The 16,713-nt window shown below is 69.8% G+C and carries 18 protein-coding genes; 12 read left to right on the top strand and 6 right to left on the bottom strand.

All coding sequences use genetic code 11. From position 1 onward, the window contains the following. Positions 1–13: 13 nt before the first annotated feature. On the bottom strand, positions 14–712 hold the full coding sequence (locus tag ACT53O_RS10755) for a response regulator transcription factor (RefSeq protein WP_016464486.1): 699 nt from the start codon (positions 710–712) through the stop codon (positions 14–16). Between the two features lie 125 nt (positions 713–837). Between ACT53O_RS10755 and ACT53O_RS10750 the strand changes: the two genes are divergently transcribed. From ACT53O_RS10750 to ACT53O_RS10735, 4 genes are all read left to right on the top strand, one after another. Next, complete coding sequence (locus tag ACT53O_RS10750) at positions 838–1,125, top strand: hypothetical protein (protein WP_036315349.1); 288 nt, start codon at positions 838–840, stop codon at positions 1,123–1,125. 134 nt (positions 1,126–1,259) lie between these two features. Then, positions 1,260–1,865, top strand: coding sequence for a nitrobindin family protein (locus ACT53O_RS10745; RefSeq protein WP_112930953.1), 606 nt, complete (start codon positions 1,260–1,262; stop codon positions 1,863–1,865). Positions 1,866–1,867: 2 nt separating this feature from the next. Further along, positions 1,868–2,974, top strand: coding sequence for a CAF17-like 4Fe-4S cluster assembly/insertion protein YgfZ (ygfZ, locus tag ACT53O_RS10740; RefSeq protein ID WP_476152311.1), 1,107 nt, complete (start codon positions 1,868–1,870; stop codon positions 2,972–2,974). 98 nt (positions 2,975–3,072) lie between these two features. Then, positions 3,073–4,104 carry an FUSC family protein gene (locus tag ACT53O_RS10735; protein ID WP_239498557.1) on the top strand — a complete coding sequence of 344 codons (1,032 nt, stop codon included), beginning with the start codon at positions 3,073–3,075 and terminating at the stop codon, positions 4,102–4,104. 15 nt (positions 4,105–4,119) lie between these two features. On the opposite strand, the gene ACT53O_RS10730 is transcribed toward ACT53O_RS10735, so the two are convergent. Next, positions 4,120–4,959, bottom strand: coding sequence for a class I SAM-dependent methyltransferase (locus ACT53O_RS10730; RefSeq protein ID WP_036315344.1), 840 nt, complete (start codon positions 4,957–4,959; stop codon positions 4,120–4,122). Positions 4,960–5,000: 41 nt separating this feature from the next. Between ACT53O_RS10730 and ACT53O_RS10725 the strand changes: the two genes are divergently transcribed. Next, positions 5,001–5,750: a phosphoglyceromutase gene (locus tag ACT53O_RS10725; RefSeq protein WP_036315343.1), complete on the top strand. Its 750-nt coding sequence runs from the start codon at positions 5,001–5,003 to the stop codon at positions 5,748–5,750. 88 nt (positions 5,751–5,838) lie between these two features. Here ACT53O_RS10725 and phoU read toward each other — a convergent pair whose 3' ends face one another. After that, complete coding sequence (phoU, locus tag ACT53O_RS10720) at positions 5,839–6,540, bottom strand: phosphate signaling complex protein PhoU (RefSeq protein ID WP_039411820.1); 702 nt, start codon at positions 6,538–6,540, stop codon at positions 5,839–5,841. 168 nt (positions 6,541–6,708) lie between these two features. Between phoU and ACT53O_RS10715 the strand changes: the two genes are divergently transcribed. Both ACT53O_RS10715 and ACT53O_RS10710 read left to right on the top strand, forming a co-directional pair. Further along, the gene (locus tag ACT53O_RS10715; RefSeq protein WP_036315342.1) at positions 6,709–7,905 is read left to right on the top strand and encodes a sensor histidine kinase; all 1,197 of its coding nucleotides are present in this window, start codon (positions 6,709–6,711) and stop codon (positions 7,903–7,905) included. After that, positions 7,902–8,585, top strand: coding sequence for a response regulator transcription factor (locus tag ACT53O_RS10710; RefSeq protein ID WP_036315340.1), 684 nt, complete (start codon positions 7,902–7,904; stop codon positions 8,583–8,585). Before ACT53O_RS10715 ends, ACT53O_RS10710 begins: the two co-directional genes overlap by 4 nt. A gap of 76 nt (positions 8,586–8,661) precedes the next feature. Here the strand turns inward: ACT53O_RS10710 and ACT53O_RS10705 are convergent, their stop codons facing one another. Continuing rightward, the gene (locus ACT53O_RS10705; protein ID WP_135949376.1) at positions 8,662–9,129 is read right to left on the bottom strand and encodes a DNA modification methylase; all 468 of its coding nucleotides are present in this window, start codon (positions 9,127–9,129) and stop codon (positions 8,662–8,664) included. A 144-nt stretch (positions 9,130–9,273) separates the two neighbouring features. Between ACT53O_RS10705 and ACT53O_RS10700 the strand changes: the two genes are divergently transcribed. Genes ACT53O_RS10700 through ACT53O_RS10680 form a run of 5 tightly spaced genes read left to right on the top strand, consistent with a single transcriptional unit; the run spans position 9,274 to position 14,116 of the window. Beyond that, positions 9,274–9,756 carry a CarD family transcriptional regulator gene (locus tag ACT53O_RS10700; RefSeq protein ID WP_005051117.1) on the top strand — a complete coding sequence of 161 codons (483 nt, stop codon included), beginning with the start codon at positions 9,274–9,276 and terminating at the stop codon, positions 9,754–9,756. Between the two features lie 49 nt (positions 9,757–9,805). Continuing rightward, the gene (ispD, locus tag ACT53O_RS10695; RefSeq protein ID WP_036315337.1) at positions 9,806–10,993 is read left to right on the top strand and encodes a 2-C-methyl-D-erythritol 4-phosphate cytidylyltransferase; all 1,188 of its coding nucleotides are present in this window, start codon (positions 9,806–9,808) and stop codon (positions 10,991–10,993) included. Between the two features lie 53 nt (positions 10,994–11,046). Beyond that, positions 11,047–12,450, top strand: coding sequence for a cysteine--tRNA ligase (gene cysS / locus ACT53O_RS10690; protein WP_112930958.1), 1,404 nt, complete (start codon positions 11,047–11,049; stop codon positions 12,448–12,450). Then, complete coding sequence (gene rlmB / locus ACT53O_RS10685) at positions 12,443–13,435, top strand: 23S rRNA (guanosine(2251)-2'-O)-methyltransferase RlmB (protein ID WP_036286382.1); 993 nt, start codon at positions 12,443–12,445, stop codon at positions 13,433–13,435. The genes cysS and rlmB overlap by 8 nt, the downstream gene beginning before the upstream one ends. A 42-nt stretch (positions 13,436–13,477) precedes the next feature. Next, positions 13,478–14,116, top strand: a complete 639-nt coding sequence (locus ACT53O_RS10680; protein ID WP_036286384.1) for an NAD(P)-dependent oxidoreductase — start codon at positions 13,478–13,480, stop codon at positions 14,114–14,116. 18 nt (positions 14,117–14,134) lie between these two features. On the opposite strand, the gene ACT53O_RS10675 is transcribed toward ACT53O_RS10680, so the two are convergent. Next, complete coding sequence (locus ACT53O_RS10675) at positions 14,135–15,445, bottom strand: DUF4032 domain-containing protein (RefSeq protein WP_135949372.1); 1,311 nt, start codon at positions 15,443–15,445, stop codon at positions 14,135–14,137. 85 nt (positions 15,446–15,530) lie between these two features. Next, positions 15,531–16,631 (bottom strand): ABC transporter ATP-binding protein, encoded by a 1,101-nt coding sequence (locus ACT53O_RS10670; RefSeq protein ID WP_039411840.1) that lies wholly within the window; start codon positions 16,629–16,631, stop codon positions 15,531–15,533. Between the last annotated feature and the right edge of the window lie 82 nt (positions 16,632–16,713).

Raw genomic sequence — 16,713 nt, 5'->3', positions numbered from 1 at the left:
CGCCGCCGCGTCATCAGGCCGAAGAGGCCTCGTGCGACGAGGGGATCTGATCGTCCTCGTAGACGTTGAAGCGATAGCCGACGTTGCGCACCGTGCCGATGAGCTGCTCCAGGTCGCCGAGCTTGGCGCGCAGTCGTCGCACGTGCACGTCGACGGTTCGCGTGCCGCCGAAGTAGTCGTAACCCCACACCTCGCTCAGCAGCTGCTCGCGCGTGAACACGCGCGACGGATGCGTGGCGAAGAAGTGCAGCAGCTGGAACTCCTTGTAGGTGAGATCCAGAGGCTTGCCGTGCACCTTGGCCGAATAGGACGACTCATCGATCGTGATGCCGGAGGTCTGAATGCGACTGGACACCTGAGAGGCGGACTGACGTCCGACCGCCAGCCGGATGCGCGCGTCGACCTCGGCGGGCCCGGCGCCGACGAGGATCACGTCGTCGATGCCCCAGTCGGTGGACACCGCGGTGAGCCCGCCTTCTGTCACGACGAGTACCAGAGGCGCGTCCAGGCCCGTCGTGTTGAGGATCTTGCACAGCGACTTCGCCCCGACCAGGTCGGCGCGGGCGTCGACGAAGATGACATCCGAGCTCGGCGCGTTCACGAGTTGCGCCGGTTCGGCGGGAATCTGGCGGACGCGATGGCTCAGCAGCTCGAGCGCAGGCAGGACGGGGCCCCCGCCCGGGGCGGAACTCAAGACGAGAAGCTGAGCCAATGGGGGTCCCTTCGGGTTCGGATGCCCCCGAACCGTGCCCCCATCTTAGAACCCGCTCGCACGGGCGCCGTGCGCGGCGGCTCGCGCGACGTGCGCGCAGTGCGCGTGTCGGCGACAATGGGAGGATGACGCTTCCCGGATTGGCGCCCCGCGCCGAGTACGGCGGCATCGTCGGAGTCTGGGCCGCCGGCGCGGTGATCGCGATCGTGATCGGCGCCGTCGCTCCGGGCGAGTGGCGCGCCGCATGGATGCCGGTGGGCATGGCCGCCTGCCTCATCCTCGCCTTCGTCGTGCAGCTGGTGCAGGGGCACTCGCAGGGCTTCCTGCGCCGGGTGGCGCTGAGCACTCTCGGTGCGTTCGTGGTGATGGGCCTGATCGGGCTCGGTCTCGGACTCTCCAGCATGTTCGCGTGACGGTAGAGTGAAGGTATGGACCTGCTCGCACTCGAACTCTTCTTCGTCGGGTTGCTCGCGCTCGCCTCGCTCGCGATCGTCTTCGTGTCGGGTGTCGTGATCAAGAACCTCTACCGCGGCCAGCGCTGATCGGCATGATCGACCTGCCGACCGACCTGCCGGCCGATCTCGTCCCTCTCTCGTGGCTGCTCGGTGTCTGGGAGGGCACCGGCGTCATCGACTATGAAGCCGGCGATGTCTCCTTCAGCGGCGAATTCGCCCATCGGGTGAGCTTCAGTCACGACGGCGGCGATTACGTGAACTACGCCGCGAGCGCATGGTTCGTCGCCGACGACGAGACGCGCGCCCCCCTCGTCGCGGAGACCGGATACTGGCGCCTGGCTCGCCCCCTCGGGCAGGCCGATCCCGGGCCGGCGCTGCTGCCGCCGTCGGCGGTGCGCGACGCCGGGCGGACGGCGGACGACGTCGAGTCGCTGCGCAACCAGGAGGGCGGCTTCGATCTCGAGGTCGCGATCGTGCACTCGGACGGCATCAGCGAGCTCTACGTCGGGCAGGTCCGCGGCCCGCGCATCGATCTGGCGACGGATGCCGTAGTGCGCCCTGCCAGCGCGAAGGTCTACACCGCGGCGACACGGATGTACGGCCTCGTCGACGGCCACCTGCTCTGGGCGTGGGACATCGCCGCGCTCGGCGGCGAGCTCGGTTCGCACGCGTCGGCACGACTGGCGCGGGCCGAGTGAGCATGTCCGAGGCGCCCCCGTCTGCTCCCATCGCCAGCGCGTTCACCGTCGTTCCCGGTGCCGTCGTCGACGAGCGTGGGCTGGCGCACGTGGCGGCGCCCGCGCGCGAGCAGCGTGAGCTCGTCGCCGGACGCGCGCTCGCGCCGCTCGAGGACCGCGCCGTGCTCGCGATCGACGGGGTCGACCGTCTGCGCTGGCTGGACTCCATCACCTCCCAGGCGTTGACGGCGCTCGCTCCGGGCGCCAGCACGGAACTGCTCGTGCTCGACCCGCAGGGCCATGTCGAACACGCTGCCGCCGTCGTGGACGACGGTGTGCGCACGTGGCTGATCGTCGACCGCTCCCGTTCGGCCGCGCTCCTGTCGTGGCTGAGCCGCATGCGGTTCCGTTTGCGGGTCGAGCCGCAGGATCTCTCCGACGAGGTGCGCGTCATCGGCGGCACCTCCGAAGCGGTCGCTGCACTCGAGCCCCTCGCCGTCTGGCGCGACCCGTGGCCCGCGGTCGCCGTCGGCGGGTGGGGGTACGCTGCTGCCGCGCCGCACCCGGGGGAGTCGTACGACTGGGCGGAGGCGGTCGTGCCGGTCGACGCCGTGTCGCGCCTCGCCGAGGCCGCGGCGTCGGGTCAGCAGCCCATCGCGGGATGGATGGCCGTCGATGCCGTCCGCATCGCCGCGTGGCGTCCGCGCGCCGAGACCGAGGCCGACGGGCGCGCGCTGCCTCACGAGGCCGACTGGTTGCGCACCGCCGTGCACCTGGACAAGGGCTGCTACCGCGGCCAGGAGACGGTCGCGAAGGTGCACAACCTGGGGCATCCGCCGCGCCGACTCGTCGCCCTGCAACTCGATGGCAGCGATGCCGACCTGCCCGTCGGGGGCGCAGAGGTCTTCCTCGACGACGAGGTCGTCGGCGCCGTGACCTCCGTTGCACGCCACTACGAAGAGGGGCCGATCGCGCTGGCATACGTCAAGCGCACGGTTCCGGTCGACGCCGATCTGACGGTCGCCGTGGACGAGAGTCGCGTCGCGGCCGCGCAGGAGGTCATCGTTCCCCCCGATGCCGGGCGCACCGCATCGATCCCGCGGATGCCGCGGCTCTCCCGGCGCCGCTGACGCCGGTGTCACCCGCCGCGTCATCGCCGGAGAGCTCTCGGCCGTCCACCGCGGCGATCGTCACCCGTCGCCGAGCCCGCTGGCATCCCCGCGCCGGGATGGACCGCGTCGCGGTCTCCGCGCCGGCCATCGTCCAGATCGTCGTCGCGGCCACGGCGGCGTTCTCGTTCGCCCACTACGTACTCGGACACGCGGCGCCCCTGCTCGCGGCGACGGTGACGGTCTCCAGTCTGGGGTTGGTGCGCGATGCGCGCCCGCGGCGCGTGCTGGAGACCGTGGTCGGGATGGTCGTCGGCATCCTCGTGGCCGAGCTCATCGTCTTCGTCGCCGGCATCGGCTGGTGGCAACTGGGGCTGACACTGGCGGCGTCTCTCGTCGTCGCCCGCTTCCTCTCGCCGCAGCCGGCGTTCGCCATCGCGGCAGCGGTGCAGTCGGCCATCGTCATGGTCATTCCCGTGAGCGTCCCCTTCATCCGCATGATCGACGGGATCGTCGGGGGCGTGGCGGCCCTGCTGGTCACGGCTCTCCTGCCACGCAGTCCGCTGCGTGCCGTCACGCGGGAGGGTGCTCAGCTCCTCACCGCGTTCGACGGCGCGGTCACGACTCTCGTCCAAGCGTTGCGACGGGGAGATCCGGTGCGAGCCCAGCGCGGTCTCGCCATGGCACGCAGCCTGCAGAGCCTCGTCGACCAGTGGCGTGCGGGGGTGGAGTCGGGCTCCGAGATCGCCCGCATCTCTCCGTTCCTGCGACGCCAGCGCTCCGAGTTCCAGCGGCAGGACCGCGTGCGGCACCACCTGGATCTCGCGACGCGCAATCTCCGGGTCATCGCGCGCCGCGTCGTCTACCTCAGCGACGACCGACAGCCACGGCCGATCGCCGCCGATCTGCTCGCCGAACTCGCCGCCGGCGCCCGGCTGATCTCCGATGCTCTGGGCGACATCTCCTACGAGCCCGCCGCGCGAGAGGCGATCCGCGCTGTGGCCGGGCGCCTCGACCCCCGCGTCCTCGCCGACCGCAGTTCCGCCGTGGATCAGACGCTCATCGGGGCGCTGCGGCCGTTGGCCGTCGACCTGATGACCGCGGCCGGCATGCCTGCGGCCGAAGCGCGCGCTGCCATCCCGCGGGTCTGAGCGGCCGCGGGGCGTTCAGTCGCGGGGAGCGATGAGACTCCACGGCACCGTGACCTCGCCCAGACGCCAGCGCGCCCGGCCGTGCACAGGCCAGCCCGTCGCGTGCATCGCGTCGAGCGCGGCGCGCCAGCGTTGCACCGGGCCGAACGAGGCGGTGCCGACGGCGCGCGTCCACTCTCCGTCGAGGGCGCGGAGGAAGTCGTGCACCGCCTCGCCGGGCACATTGCGGTGGATGAGAGCTTTGGGCAGGCGCTCGGCGGCGATCGACGGCGAGGCGAGTTCGGCGAGCCGCAACGACAGAGTGAGCGTTCGCGGTGCCCCGTCGGCGCCGACCTCGACCCATGTGCAGATCCGGCCGAGCTCGTCGCAGGTGCCCTCCACGAGAATGCCGTCCGGATGCAGTCGCTGCGCCATGCGCCCCCAGGCGTCCTTCACCTCGTGCTCGTCGTACTGCCGAAGGACGTTGAACGCCCTCAGCACCGCAGGTCGGCGTCCGCGCGGCGTGGGTACCTCGAACCCACCGCGGGCGAACGAGACGTGAGCATCGGTCGCGAACGCCGTGCGCCCCGCGCGCACCTCGACGAGCTGCGTGCGGGCGCGCTCGACGCGGGCGGGGTCGATCTCCAGCCCGAGTACCTCGACGTCGGGGCGCGCGAGGCGCAGGCGCCGCTCGAGTTCGAGCACGGTCACCGCGCTCGCGCCGTAGCCGAGGTCGACGACGAACGGATCGGCGGTGCGCCGCAGCGCCGGATGCCGGGCGATCCAGCGGTCGATGCGACGCAGTCGATTGGTGTTCGTCGTGCCGCGCGTGATCTGACCGACCACCCCGTGAGCGGGGGCTTTCTCCGGCGGCATCCCCCCATGATGCCAGCGCGCGCGCCGGTAGGATGACGAGCATGACCGCGCCGTACACGCTGATCCTCCTCCGCCACGGGCAGAGCGAGTGGAACAAGACCAACCAGTTCACCGGATGGGTGGACGTCCGCCTCACCGAGCAGGGTCGCGGCGAGGCCGCGCGCGGCGGTGAGCTGCTGAAAGAGTCCGGCATCCTGCCCGATGTGCTGCACACCTCGCTGCTCAGTCGCGCGATCCAGACCGCCAACATCGCGCTCGACGCCGCCGACCGCCTGTGGATCCCCGTGAAGCGGTCGTGGCGCCTGAATGAGCGCCACTATGGCGACCTCCAGGGCAAGGACAAGGCGGAGACCCTCGAGCAGTTCGGCGAGGAGCAGTTCATGCTGTGGCGTCGCTCTTTCGATGTGCCGCCGCCGGCCCTTCCCGACGACTCGCCCTACAGCCAGGTGAACGACCCGCGCTATGCCGGCATCGACGGTGACGTCCCGCGCACCGAGTCGCTGAAGATCGTCATCGACCGCCTTCTGCCCTACTGGGAGAACGAGATCGTTCCCGATCTGAAGGCCGGGAAGACGGTTCTCGTGACGGCGCACGGCAACTCGCTGCGCGGACTCGTGAAGCATCTCGACGGCATCAGCGATGCGGACATCGCCGAGCTGAACATCCCCACCGGCATTCCGCTCGTGTACCGCCTCGGTGAGGACCTCATGCCGCTCGAGCCGGGCGCCTACCTCGATCCCGAGGCCGCCGCTGCCGGTGCCGCCGCCGTGGCGAGCCAGGGCAAGGGCTGACGGCCCGCGACCGGACGAACGTGAGAGGGGGATGCCGACCGGCATCCCCCTCTTCGTGTTGCACCCCCGCCCAGGCGGAGGCGACGTCCTACTCGGCGCCGTCGAGCGATTCGCCCTCGGCGATGATGACGGCGATCGTGTCGGTGTCGGGCGTCCAGTCGCCGGTGGCGAGGTAGGCGACCTTCTTGGCCACCGAGACGGCGTGGTCGGCGAAGCGCTCGAGGTAGCGGCTCGCGAGGGTCGCATCGACGGTGGCTCCCGCCTCGCCCTGCCAGTTCTCGCTCAGCACCTTCTCGAAGACGGCGAGGTGGTGGTCGTCGACCTTGTCGTCGAGCGTGCGCAGCGTCTCGAGGTAGCTGAGGTCTTCGGTGCGCAGCAGCTCGGTGAGGGTCTTCGCGACCTCGACGTCGAGTTCACCCATCTTGGTGAAGGTGCCCTTCAGCCCCTTCGGGATGGCGCGCTCGGGGAAGCGCATGCGGGTGAGCTGAGCGATGTGCTCGGCGATGTCGCCCATGCGCTCCAGGGAGGCGCTGACGCGGAGCGCGGCGACGACGATGCGCAGATCGCGGGCGACCGGTTGCTGACGCGCGAGGATCTGGATCGCCAGCTCGTCGAGCGCGACCGCCTTGTCGTCGATCGTCTGGTCGGCTTCGATGACCTCTTCGGCAAGGGCGACGTCGCTGGTGCCGAAGGCGCGCGTGGCCTTGTCGATGGCCTCCGTGACCAGCTCGGCGATCTCGACGAGACGTGACTGCACGTCCTCGAGCGACTGGTGGAACACTTCGCGCATGAGAGAGCCTCTCTTCCGGCGGGCAGGCACGGTGCCGCCCACTGACCCGGCGATCATCGCGGGCCAAGGTTAACGATCGGTGCCGCAGCGATGAACGTTGCCGACGGGGTGTCCGGTGTTGATCCGTATCGTGAATCTGCGGTGTCCAACCACCCTACGCTGGGACCCATGGAGTCCCTGCAGCCGGTGATCGCGCTGATCCTCGGTCTCGTCCTCGGCGGCGGAGTGGCCACGCTCGTGCTGATCGCGCTGCGCGCACGCGATCGCGCGCGTGTCGCGGCATCCACGGCCCTGCCGGACGGCACGGCGGCTGTGCTGCAGGGAATGGACGAAGTCGCGGTGGTCGTCGACACGTCGCTGCAGATCGTTGCCGTCTCGGCGCCCGCGGAGCTGTTCGGCATGCACGAGGACTACGCGCTGCCGGGCGATGAGCTGCGCGCCCTCGCCCGGACCGTCCGTCGGACCGAGGCGCCGGAGACGCAGACGATGCGGCTCAAGCGCGGCGTCGAGCCGCGGCTGGTCTCGGCCCGGGCGAGCGTGATCACACCGCGGTTGATCCTCATCGTCATTCGCGACATCACGGAGCGGGAGCGCGTCGAGGAGATGCGCCGCGACTTCGTCGCCAACACCAGTCATGAGCTGAAGACGCCGGTGGGTGCGGTGAGCCTGCTCGCGGAGGCGGTCGAGTCGGCCGCCGACGATCCCGAGCAGGTGCGTCACTTCGCCGCTCGGCTCAGCGCCGAGGCCGCCCGGCTCAGCCAGCTCACGTCGCGCATCATGAACCTTTCACGGCTGCAGTCCGCCGACGATCTGACGGAACTGCGCGACGTGTCCGTCGACGAGGTCGTCGCCGCCGCCATCGAGTCCCAGTCGGTCGCCGCCGACTCGGCCGCCATCACCGTCGCCCGCGGGGGCGAGAGGCACGCGTACGTCCGCGGCGACGTGCAGGTGCTCACCGAGGCCGTCGCCAACCTGGTGGCCAACGCGATCGCGTACTCACCTCAGGGCGGCCAGGTCGGCGTCGGCGTGAAACTGGACGGCGGGGTCGTCGAGATCGCGGTCACCGATCGGGGGATCGGCATTCCGGAGGACGAGCAGGAACGCGTGTTCGAGCGGTTCTATCGTGCCGACCAGGCGCGCTCGCGCCGCACCGGCGGCACGGGTCTCGGGCTGTCGATCGTCAAGCACGCGGTGCAGCGGCACGGGGGAGAGGTCGAGGTCTGGTCGCGTCCGGGGCGCGGGTCGACGTTCACCGTTCGACTGCCTGCAGTTCCGGCGCCCGACGACCTTCCCGTTCCGAAGAAGCGCAAGAAGAAGAAGGCCGCCCGCGATGGTGCGCGGGCGAAAGGAGAGAAGAAGCGATGACCCGCGTCCTGATCGTCGAGGATGAGCCCGATCTGGCCGATCCGCTCGCCTATCTGCTGCGCCGCGAGGGCTTCGAGGTCGAGATCGCCGAGGACGGCCCCGCGGCGCTCGACGCGTTCGCATCGCGCGGCGCCGACATCGTGCTGCTCGACCTCATGCTTCCCGGGATGCCGGGAACCGAGGTGTGCCGCGTGGTGCGCTCGACCTCCAAGGTGCCCATCATCATGCTCACCGCGAAGGACTCCGAGGTCGATATCGTCGTCGGCCTCGAACTCGGCGCCGACGACTACGTGACCAAGCCGTACTCGTCACGCGAGTTGCTCGCGCGGATGCGCGCCGTGCTGCGACGCAGCGAAGGGCCCGAGCTGGGCCTGGATGACAGTGTCGTCGACGGTGGAAGAGTCGTCCTGGACATCGATCGACACACGGTCGCCGTCGACGGTGAGATCATTCCGATGCCTCTGAAGGAGTTCGAGCTGCTCGAGGTGCTCATGCGCAACGCGGGGCGTGTGCTGACGCGTGGTCAGCTGATCGACCGGGTGTGGGGCAGCGATTACTTCGGCGACACCAAGACCCTCGACGTCCACATCAAGCGCATCCGGTCACGGATCGAACGAAACCCCAGCGAGCCGGTCATGCTGCTGACCGTGCGGGGCCTCGGGTACCGTTTCGAGGCCTGACGCGTCGGTCCGCCACGCCACGCACATCGGCGGCGCCCCTCGCGCAGAGGGACGCCGCCGATATCCGTGAGCGGGATCAGTTCGCGGGAACGAAGTCCTTCAGGTACGACAGGGTGCCGTCCAAGACCGGAACGCGGTCTTCGACGGCCTCGCCGGTGCCGGACTGGAACGTGGTGCGCACGTCGGTACCGGGCTTGGCCGACAGGCCGGTGAACAGCAGCGGCTCTGCGCCGTCGAAGCCCAGGCTGACGGTCGAGTGCGCGGCGACCGGCACTCGCTGGGTCGTGCCCTCGACGCCCACCAGCAGCGTCTCGTCGGTGTCGGTGTCGTTGACGATCGCCGCGAGGAAGTTGGCTTCGGTGCCCTTCTCGTTGGCGACGAAGAGCGCGTTGCGCACCTTCAGGGGTGCCGAGTGCGTGATGTTGACGCCCTCAGCGGCCGAGTAGCTGATGGTCGTGGCCTGCGGTGAGATCATGCTGCAGCCGGCGGTGGAGAGGACCACAACGGCGGCGAGGGCGACGGACGCGAGACGGCGCGTGTTCACGGATCCTCCTGGACGAGTCGGTGTGTGCTCATTCTATGCCGCGACGCGGCGCCACCCCGGCGTCCCCGCCGCGGATGCTCAGCCGGCGAACCTTAGCGTATGTCGCCTGTGGTATTCTGGACTTTGCCGAAAGGACATAACTGCATGCTTTTTGAGGTTGGCGAGACGGTCGTCTATCCGCACCACGGGGCCGCGACGATCATCGAGGTCAAGGACCGGATCATCAAGGGCGAGACCAAGAAGTACCTGAAGCTGAATGTCACGCAGGGAGACCTCATCATCGAGGTCCCTGCCGACAACGTCGACCTGGTCGGTGTTCGTGACGTGATCGGCAAGGACGGTCTCGAGAAGGTGTTCGACGTGCTGCGCGCACCGTTCACCGAAGAGCCCACCAACTGGTCGCGCCGCTACAAGGCCAACCTCGAGAAGCTCGCGTCCGGCGACGTGATCAAGGTGAGCGAGGTCGTTCGCGACCTGTGGCGTCGTGACCAGGACCGCGGCCTGTCCGCCGGTGAGAAGCGCATGCTGGCCAAAGCTCGTCAGATCCTCGTGTCCGAGATCGCTCTGGCACTGAAGGCCGATGAGGATCACGCCTCGGGGGTCCTCGACGAGGTTCTCGCGAGCTGATCACGGCATCCGCCGGAAGACGGCGCGCCACGTCGGTAGTGTCGGGTGCATGAGCGACCCGTTGGTTCCCGTGCCCCACACCGCCGTGATCGTCGTCGCGGCTGGATCCGGTCAGCGGTTGGGCGCGGGCGTTCCGAAGGCGTTCGTGGGTCTCGACACCCACACGGTTCTGCGCCACGCGCTGGAGGGTGTGTTCGCCGCGCCGGCCGCGCAGGTCGTGATCGTCGCTCCCTCAGACCGCGTCGGTGACGCCCTGACCGAGGCGCGCGCCGTCGCCGGCGAACGGCACGACCTGGTCACGGTCGTCGCCGGCGGGCTCAGCCGGCAGGAGTCGGTGGCTGCCGGACTGCGGGCCGTGTGGCCCGACGTCGAGCGCGTGCTGGTCCATGACGCCGCGCGGGCTCTGACTCCGCCCGAGGTGTTCGCGCGCGTCATCGATGCGCTCGCGGACGGCAAAGATGCGGTGCTTCCGGTGCTTCCTGTGGTCGACACCGTCAAACGGGTGTCCGGCGATCGCGTGCGCGAGGCGATCGAGCGTTCCGAACTGGCGGCCGCGCAGACCCCGCAGGGATTCCGCCGCACGATTCTCGACGCGGCCTATGCCGCGGCATCCGCCGAGCACACCGACGACGCCGCACTCGTGCAGAGCATGGGAACACCGGTGTGGACGGTGCCCGGCGATGAGCGGAGCTTCAAGATCACCACTCCGGGCGATCTCGACCGCGCGCGAGCCCTCCTGGCTGTCGCGCCGGTGGGGCGCACCGCGCCGGTGCCGCGCGTCGGCGTCGGCACCGACGTGCATGCCGTCGGCGGCAGCGGCGATCTCTGGCTGGCCGGACTGCACTGGCCCGGTGAATCCTCGCTGCACGGTCATTCGGATGGGGATGCCGTCGCGCACGCCATCGTGGACGCCGTGCTCGCCGCCGCGGGACTCGGCGACATCGGCACCCATTTCGGAACCGATCAACCGCAGTACGCCGGCGCCCACGCCGAGGCGTTCCTGGCCCGCACGCGGGAGCTGGTGGAGGCCGCCGGCTTCTCGATCGGCAACGTCTCGGTGCAGGTGCAGGCGCGCCGCCCGCGCTTTGCCGCGCGCCGCGCGGAAGCCGAACATGCCCTGTCTGCGGCGCTCGGTGCGCCCGTCGCCGTGTCGGCGACCACGACCGATGGGCTCGGCTATACGGGAACGGGCGACGGCGTCGCCGCCTTCGCCGTCGCGCTCGTCTACTCCGTGTGAGCCCCCACGCCCGCGCCGCTGTCGCGTCTCGCGCGCGCGGGTAGGCTGGTGCGGTGACGGTCCGGCTCTACGACACCCAGGTGCAGGCGTTGCGCGACTTCGCGCCGCAGGATCCGACCCACGTGAGCATGTACGTGTGCGGCCCGACTGTCCAGTCCGGCCCCGGCATCCATCATCTGCGCGCGGCGCTCGCCTTCGATCTGCTGCGTCGCTGGCTCACCCGGCGCTTCGGGCGCGTCACCTTCGTGCGCAACATCACCGACATCGACGACAAGGTGTTGCAGAACGCCACCGCTGATGAGCCGTGGTGGGCGCTCGCGTATCGCGTGGAGCGCGAGTTCGCGTACGCGTATGCCGCGATCGGCATCCTCGCGCCGACCTACGAGCCTCGCGCGACCGGGTCGATCCCGCAGATGCAGGAGCTGATCGCCACCCTCATCGAACGCGGTCATGCCTACGCCGCGGCCGGTGACGTCTATTTCGACGTGCGTTCGTGGTCCGCCTACGGAGAGTTGACCCATCAGAGCATCGACGCGATGGAGCCGGCGGCCGACGCGGACGCGCGCGGCAAGCGCGACCCTCGCGACTTCGCGCTCTGGAAGAGCGCCAAGAGCGACGAGCCGACCGATGCCGTGTGGGAGAGTCCTTGGGGGCCGGGCAGGCCGGGCTGGCACATCGAGTGCTCTGCCATGAGCCGCCGCTACCTGGGTGCCTCCTTCGACATCCACGGTGGCGGCATCGACCTGCGCTTCCCGCACCACGAGAACGAGTTGGCGCAGTCGCGTGCGGCGGGTGACGCGTTCGCGCGCTACTGGGTGCACAACGGCCTGGTCACGGTCGGCGACCAGAAGATGTCGAAGTCGCTCGGCAATCATCTGCTCGCGCTGGACGTGCTGGCCGACCGCGACCCGCTCGTCGTGCGCTACGCCCTCGGCGCGGCGCACTACCGGTCCACGCTCGATCTCACCGCGGCATCCTTCGACGAGGCCGAGGCGGCCCTCGAGCGCATCCGAACGTTCCAGCAGCGGGCCGCGCGGGTGCTCGGCACTGCGGTGCCGCTGGTGGCCGCCGATATCCCCGAGGCGTTCGCTGCCGCGATGGACGATGACCTCGGCGTTCCGCAGGCGCTCGCGGTCGTCCACGAGACCGTGCGCGCCGGAAACGCGGCGTTGGATGCGGGCGATCGGGATGCCGCGGCCCGCGCTTTCGTCGAAGTGGGCCGCATGACCGGCGTTCTCGGTATGAATCCGGTCGACCCGAAATGGCGGCCCGAAGCAGGTGCTGCCGAGGCGCGCGCCCTGGACGCGCTGCTGCAAGCGATGATCACCCAGCGTGCGCAGGCGCGCGCGAACAAGGACTGGGCGGCCGCCGACCGTCTTCGCGACGCGATCGCGGCGGCCGGCGTCGTCCTCGAGGACGGTCCCGACGGGACCCATTGGAGTCTGAATGATGGCTAAGCCGGGCAACCCCTCCGCGGGCAAGGGCAAGAAGAAGGGCCCACTCAAGGGCACGGGCGGCAACGGACGCAAGGCGCTCGAGGGCAAGGGGCCGACTCCCAAGGCCGAGGACCGCAGCTGGCACGTCGCCGGCAAGCGCAAGGCCGCCATGGAGCGCTACGCCGCCGCCGGCGGCAAGGGGCGCCCCGGTCAGAAGCCGGCGCCGTCCCGCGCGCCGAAGGCCAAGGCCGGTGACGACACCGAGAACGTGACCGGGCGCAACTCCGTGCTCGAAGCTCTGCGTGCACGCATCCCGGCGACGGCGTTCTACATCGCCCAGCGCGTCGAGATGGACGATCGCGTCAAGGAGATGCTGTCGATCGTGACCCAGCGCGGTATCCCCGTGATGGAGGTCACCCGCCCCGAGCTCGACCGTATGGCCGGCTTCGACGGCGTGCACCAGGGTGTGGCGCTCAAGGTGCCGCCGTACGAGTACGCGCACCCCCAGGACCTGCTGGAGGAGATCATCGGAAAGGGGCAGACGCCGCTGATGGTCGCGTTGGACGGCATCACCGATCCGCGCAACCTCGGCGCGATCATCCGCTCCACCGCCGCCTTCGGCGGTCAGGGACTCATCATTCCCCAGCGCCGTTCGGCCGGCGTCAACTCGGCCGCGTGGAAGACGAGCGCCGGCGCCGCGGCGCGGGTTCCGGTCGCGATGGCACCGAATCTGACCACGACGCTCAAAGAGTTCAAGAAGCAGGGCGTGTTCGTGCTCGGTCTCGATGGCGGCGGCGACGTCGCGCTGCCCCAGCTCGAACTGGCAGATCGGCCCGTCGTCATCGTCGTCGGCTCGGAGGGCAAGGGGCTGTCACGGCTGGTCACCGAGACGTGCGACCAGATCGTGTCGATCCCGATCTCCTCCGCCGCAGAGTCGCTCAACGCCGGCATCGCGGCATCCGTCGCGCTCTACCAGGTCTCCACCATCCGCGCCGCGTCCGAGTGACGCCCGCTCCACCTGCACGCCGATCCGAAAGGAAGCACTGAGATGGCCATCATCGCCGTTCTGGGAGGCACCGGCTTCGCCGGTCGCCACATCGTCTCCGAGGCTGTGGACCGCGGGCACACCGTGCTGTCGGTGTCACGGTCGGTGGCCGCAGACCGCGTGCCCGGTGCGACCTACGTCGAGGGGACGCTGCTGGACATCCCCGGGCTGGTGACGCAGCTGGAGGGCGCGGACGTGGTCATCAGCGCCGTCGCGCCGCGCGGTGCGATGGAGGGCCTCGTGCGGCCCAACCTGGAGGCGCTGAACACCGTGCTCCCCGAGAGCGTGCGGCTGGGCGTCATCGGCGGCGCCGGCGGGAGCCTCGTCGCTCCCGAGGGCCCTCGCGTCGTCGACGTCGACTTCCCCGACGCCTTCAAGGCCGAGGCGCTGGAGATGATCGGTGTTCTGGAGGACCTTCAGGCCGAGCAGACCGGTCGCGACTGGTTCTTCGTCCACCCCGCCGGCGGCTTCGGCGGCTTCAACCCGGGCGAGCGGACGGGCACCTACCGGGTCGGTGGCGATGTCATCGTCACGGATGCCGAGGGGCAGTCCTACATCTCCGGCGCCGATCTCGCGGTGGCGGTGCTCGACGAGATCGAGAACCCGCAGCACTCGCGCCAGCGCTTCACCGTCGGGTACTGACGCGCTCTCTCGCCGGGTTCAGACCAGGTCGCGCCAGTCGACGTCCTCGTCTTCGTCGTCGTCGATCGTCGAGATCGCCGACGTGATCACCGGAATCGCCATCGTCTCGGTGGGGGGACCCATCACCGTGGCCTCGTCCCGGCGGTGACGCAGCACGTCATCGATGTAGGACGAGACGACCTCGGCGATCGGCACCGACTGCCCTCGCGCTTGCGACATGTACCAGCGGTGTTCGAGGACCTGGTGGAACACCTCGGCGGGTTCGAGTTTGGCGCGCAGATCCCAGGGGATCGCCTTCACGACCGGTTCGAACACGCGGGTGAGCCACTCGTGCGCCACCATCTCCTCGTCGGAGCCGAGTCGCGAGACGCGGGCACGGAACGCGTCCATGTCGTTGAGCAGGCGCCGGGCCTGGTTCTCCTCGACGTCCAGTCCCGTCAGACGCAGAAGGCGCCGCTGGTGGTGGCCGGCGTCGACGACCTTGGGCTGAATCGACACCGTGGTGCCGTCCGGCGTGGTGCGGATCGACATCTCGCCGATGTCGAAGCCGAGATCGTTCAGGCGTTTGACCCGCTCGGTGATGTGCCAGGCCTCGCCGGCGGCGAAGGTCTCCTTGTCGGTCAGCGCCGCCCAGAGCGAGCGGTACGACGACATGATGCCGTCGGCGATCGCGACGGCATCCACGCCGCCTTCGAGGCGACCGCCGGCTTCGAGGTCCATGATCTCGCCGGCGATGTTCGTGCGCGCGACGTCGAGGTCGTGCTCGCGCTGACCGCGCGTCAGGCCGCTCTCGTGCAGCTCGCCGGTCTCGGCGTCGACCAGGTAGGCGGCGAAGGCCCCGGCATCCCGTCGGAAGAGCGTGTTCGACAGCGACACGTCACCCCAGAAGAAGCCGACGGTATGCAGGCGCACGAGCAGCGCGGCGAGGGCGTCGACGAGCCGGCCGGCGGTGTCGGGTCGCAGCACCTGTGTGAAGAGGGCGCGGTAGGGGAGCGAGAACTTCAGATGCGCCGTCACGAGCGCGGCCGGCAGCGGGTCGCCCTTCGGCGTGCGGCGACCGTCGATCACCGCGACCCGTTCCACGCACGGCACATCGAGGCGGCCGAGGGAGCCCAGCATGTCGTACTCGCGGCGGGCCATCTCGCCGGTCGTCTCTTTGACGGCGACCACGCGGCCCGACAGATCCGCGAAGCGGACGAGGTGGCGCGAAAGGCCCTTGGGCAGGGAGACGATGGTGTCCTTGCCCCACTCGTCGAGGGGTGTGGACCAGGGCAGCGCCAGCAGGCCTGCGTCGACACTGCTCGCGGTGATCGTGAGGGAGTGGGCCACGCGGGTCTTCGCTTTCGTGGGGGGATACGCCGCGGCGCGGGGGTCCGGTCCGTGGAACCGGGCCCCCGCGCCGCGTCTGGTCGGATCAGGCCGAGGCGATCGCCTTCTTGGTGAGACGCTCGCCCGACTCGATGTCGAACGCGTGCACGTGGTGCGGCACGGGGGCGAGCACGACGGTCTCGCCCGCGTTCGGGTGGTTGCGGCCGTCGACACGCGCGACGATGTCGGTGCGCTTGCCGGCGATCTCGGTGTGGCCGTAGAGGTAGCCGTCCGCGCCGAGCTCCTCGACGAGGTCGACCGTCACCGAGAGACCCTGGCCGTCGGCCGGGTTCACGATGATGTCCTCGGGGCGGATGCCGGCGGTGACCTGCGTCGCGCTGGTGGGACGGTCGATGTCGGCGTCGACGACGGCGGTGCCGAACTGGATGCCGCCGGCGCTCGCCAGGTCGACCTGGAACAGGTTCATGGCGGGCGAGCCGATGAAGCCGGCGACGAAGACGTTGTTCGGCTTCTCGTACAGGTCACGCGGCGTGCCGACCTGCTGCAGCAGACCGTCCTTGAGAACCGCGATGCGGTCGCCCATGGTCAGAGCCTCGGTCTGGTCGTGGGTCACGTACACCGTGGTGACGCCGAGGTTGCGCTGCAGCGACGCGATCTGGGTGCGCGTCTGCACGCGCAGCTTCGCGTCGAGGTTCGACAGGGGCTCGTCCATGAGGAACACCTGGGGCTTGCGCACGATCGCGCGGCCCATCGCGACGCGCTGACGCTGACCACCGGAGAGGGCCTTCGGCTTGCGGGTCAGGTAATCCTCGAGGTCGAGGAGCTTCGCGGCCTCGAGCACGCGCTGCGCGCGCTCTTCCTTGCCGACGCCGGCGATCTTGAGCGCGAAGCCCATGTTCTCGGCGACCGTCATGTGCGGGTACAGCGCGTAGTTCTGGAACACCATCGCGATGTCGCGGTCCTTCGGCGGGATGTCGGTGACATCGCGATCGCCGATCAGGATGCGGCCGGAGTTGACCTCTTCGAGGCCGGCCAGCATGCGCAGCGACGTCGACTTTCCACAACCGGACGGGCCGACGAGGACGAGGAACTCGCCGTCACCGACCTCGAGGTTGAGCTTGTCGACGGCCGGGCGGGTGCCGCCCGGGTACAGACGGGTTGCGTTGTCAAAGGTGACGGACGCCATGTTTTCTTCTCCTTCACCGGCAGGTACGTGCCGGACGATCCGTAGTGATGGAATGAGCGGGGGCTTGGCCCGCACGTCCTGC

This window comes from Microbacterium sp. DMC48, from assembly GCF_056313825.1.
Note: the sequence above shows the minus strand (reverse complement) of the source record. Positions and strands in the feature narration are given on the sequence as shown.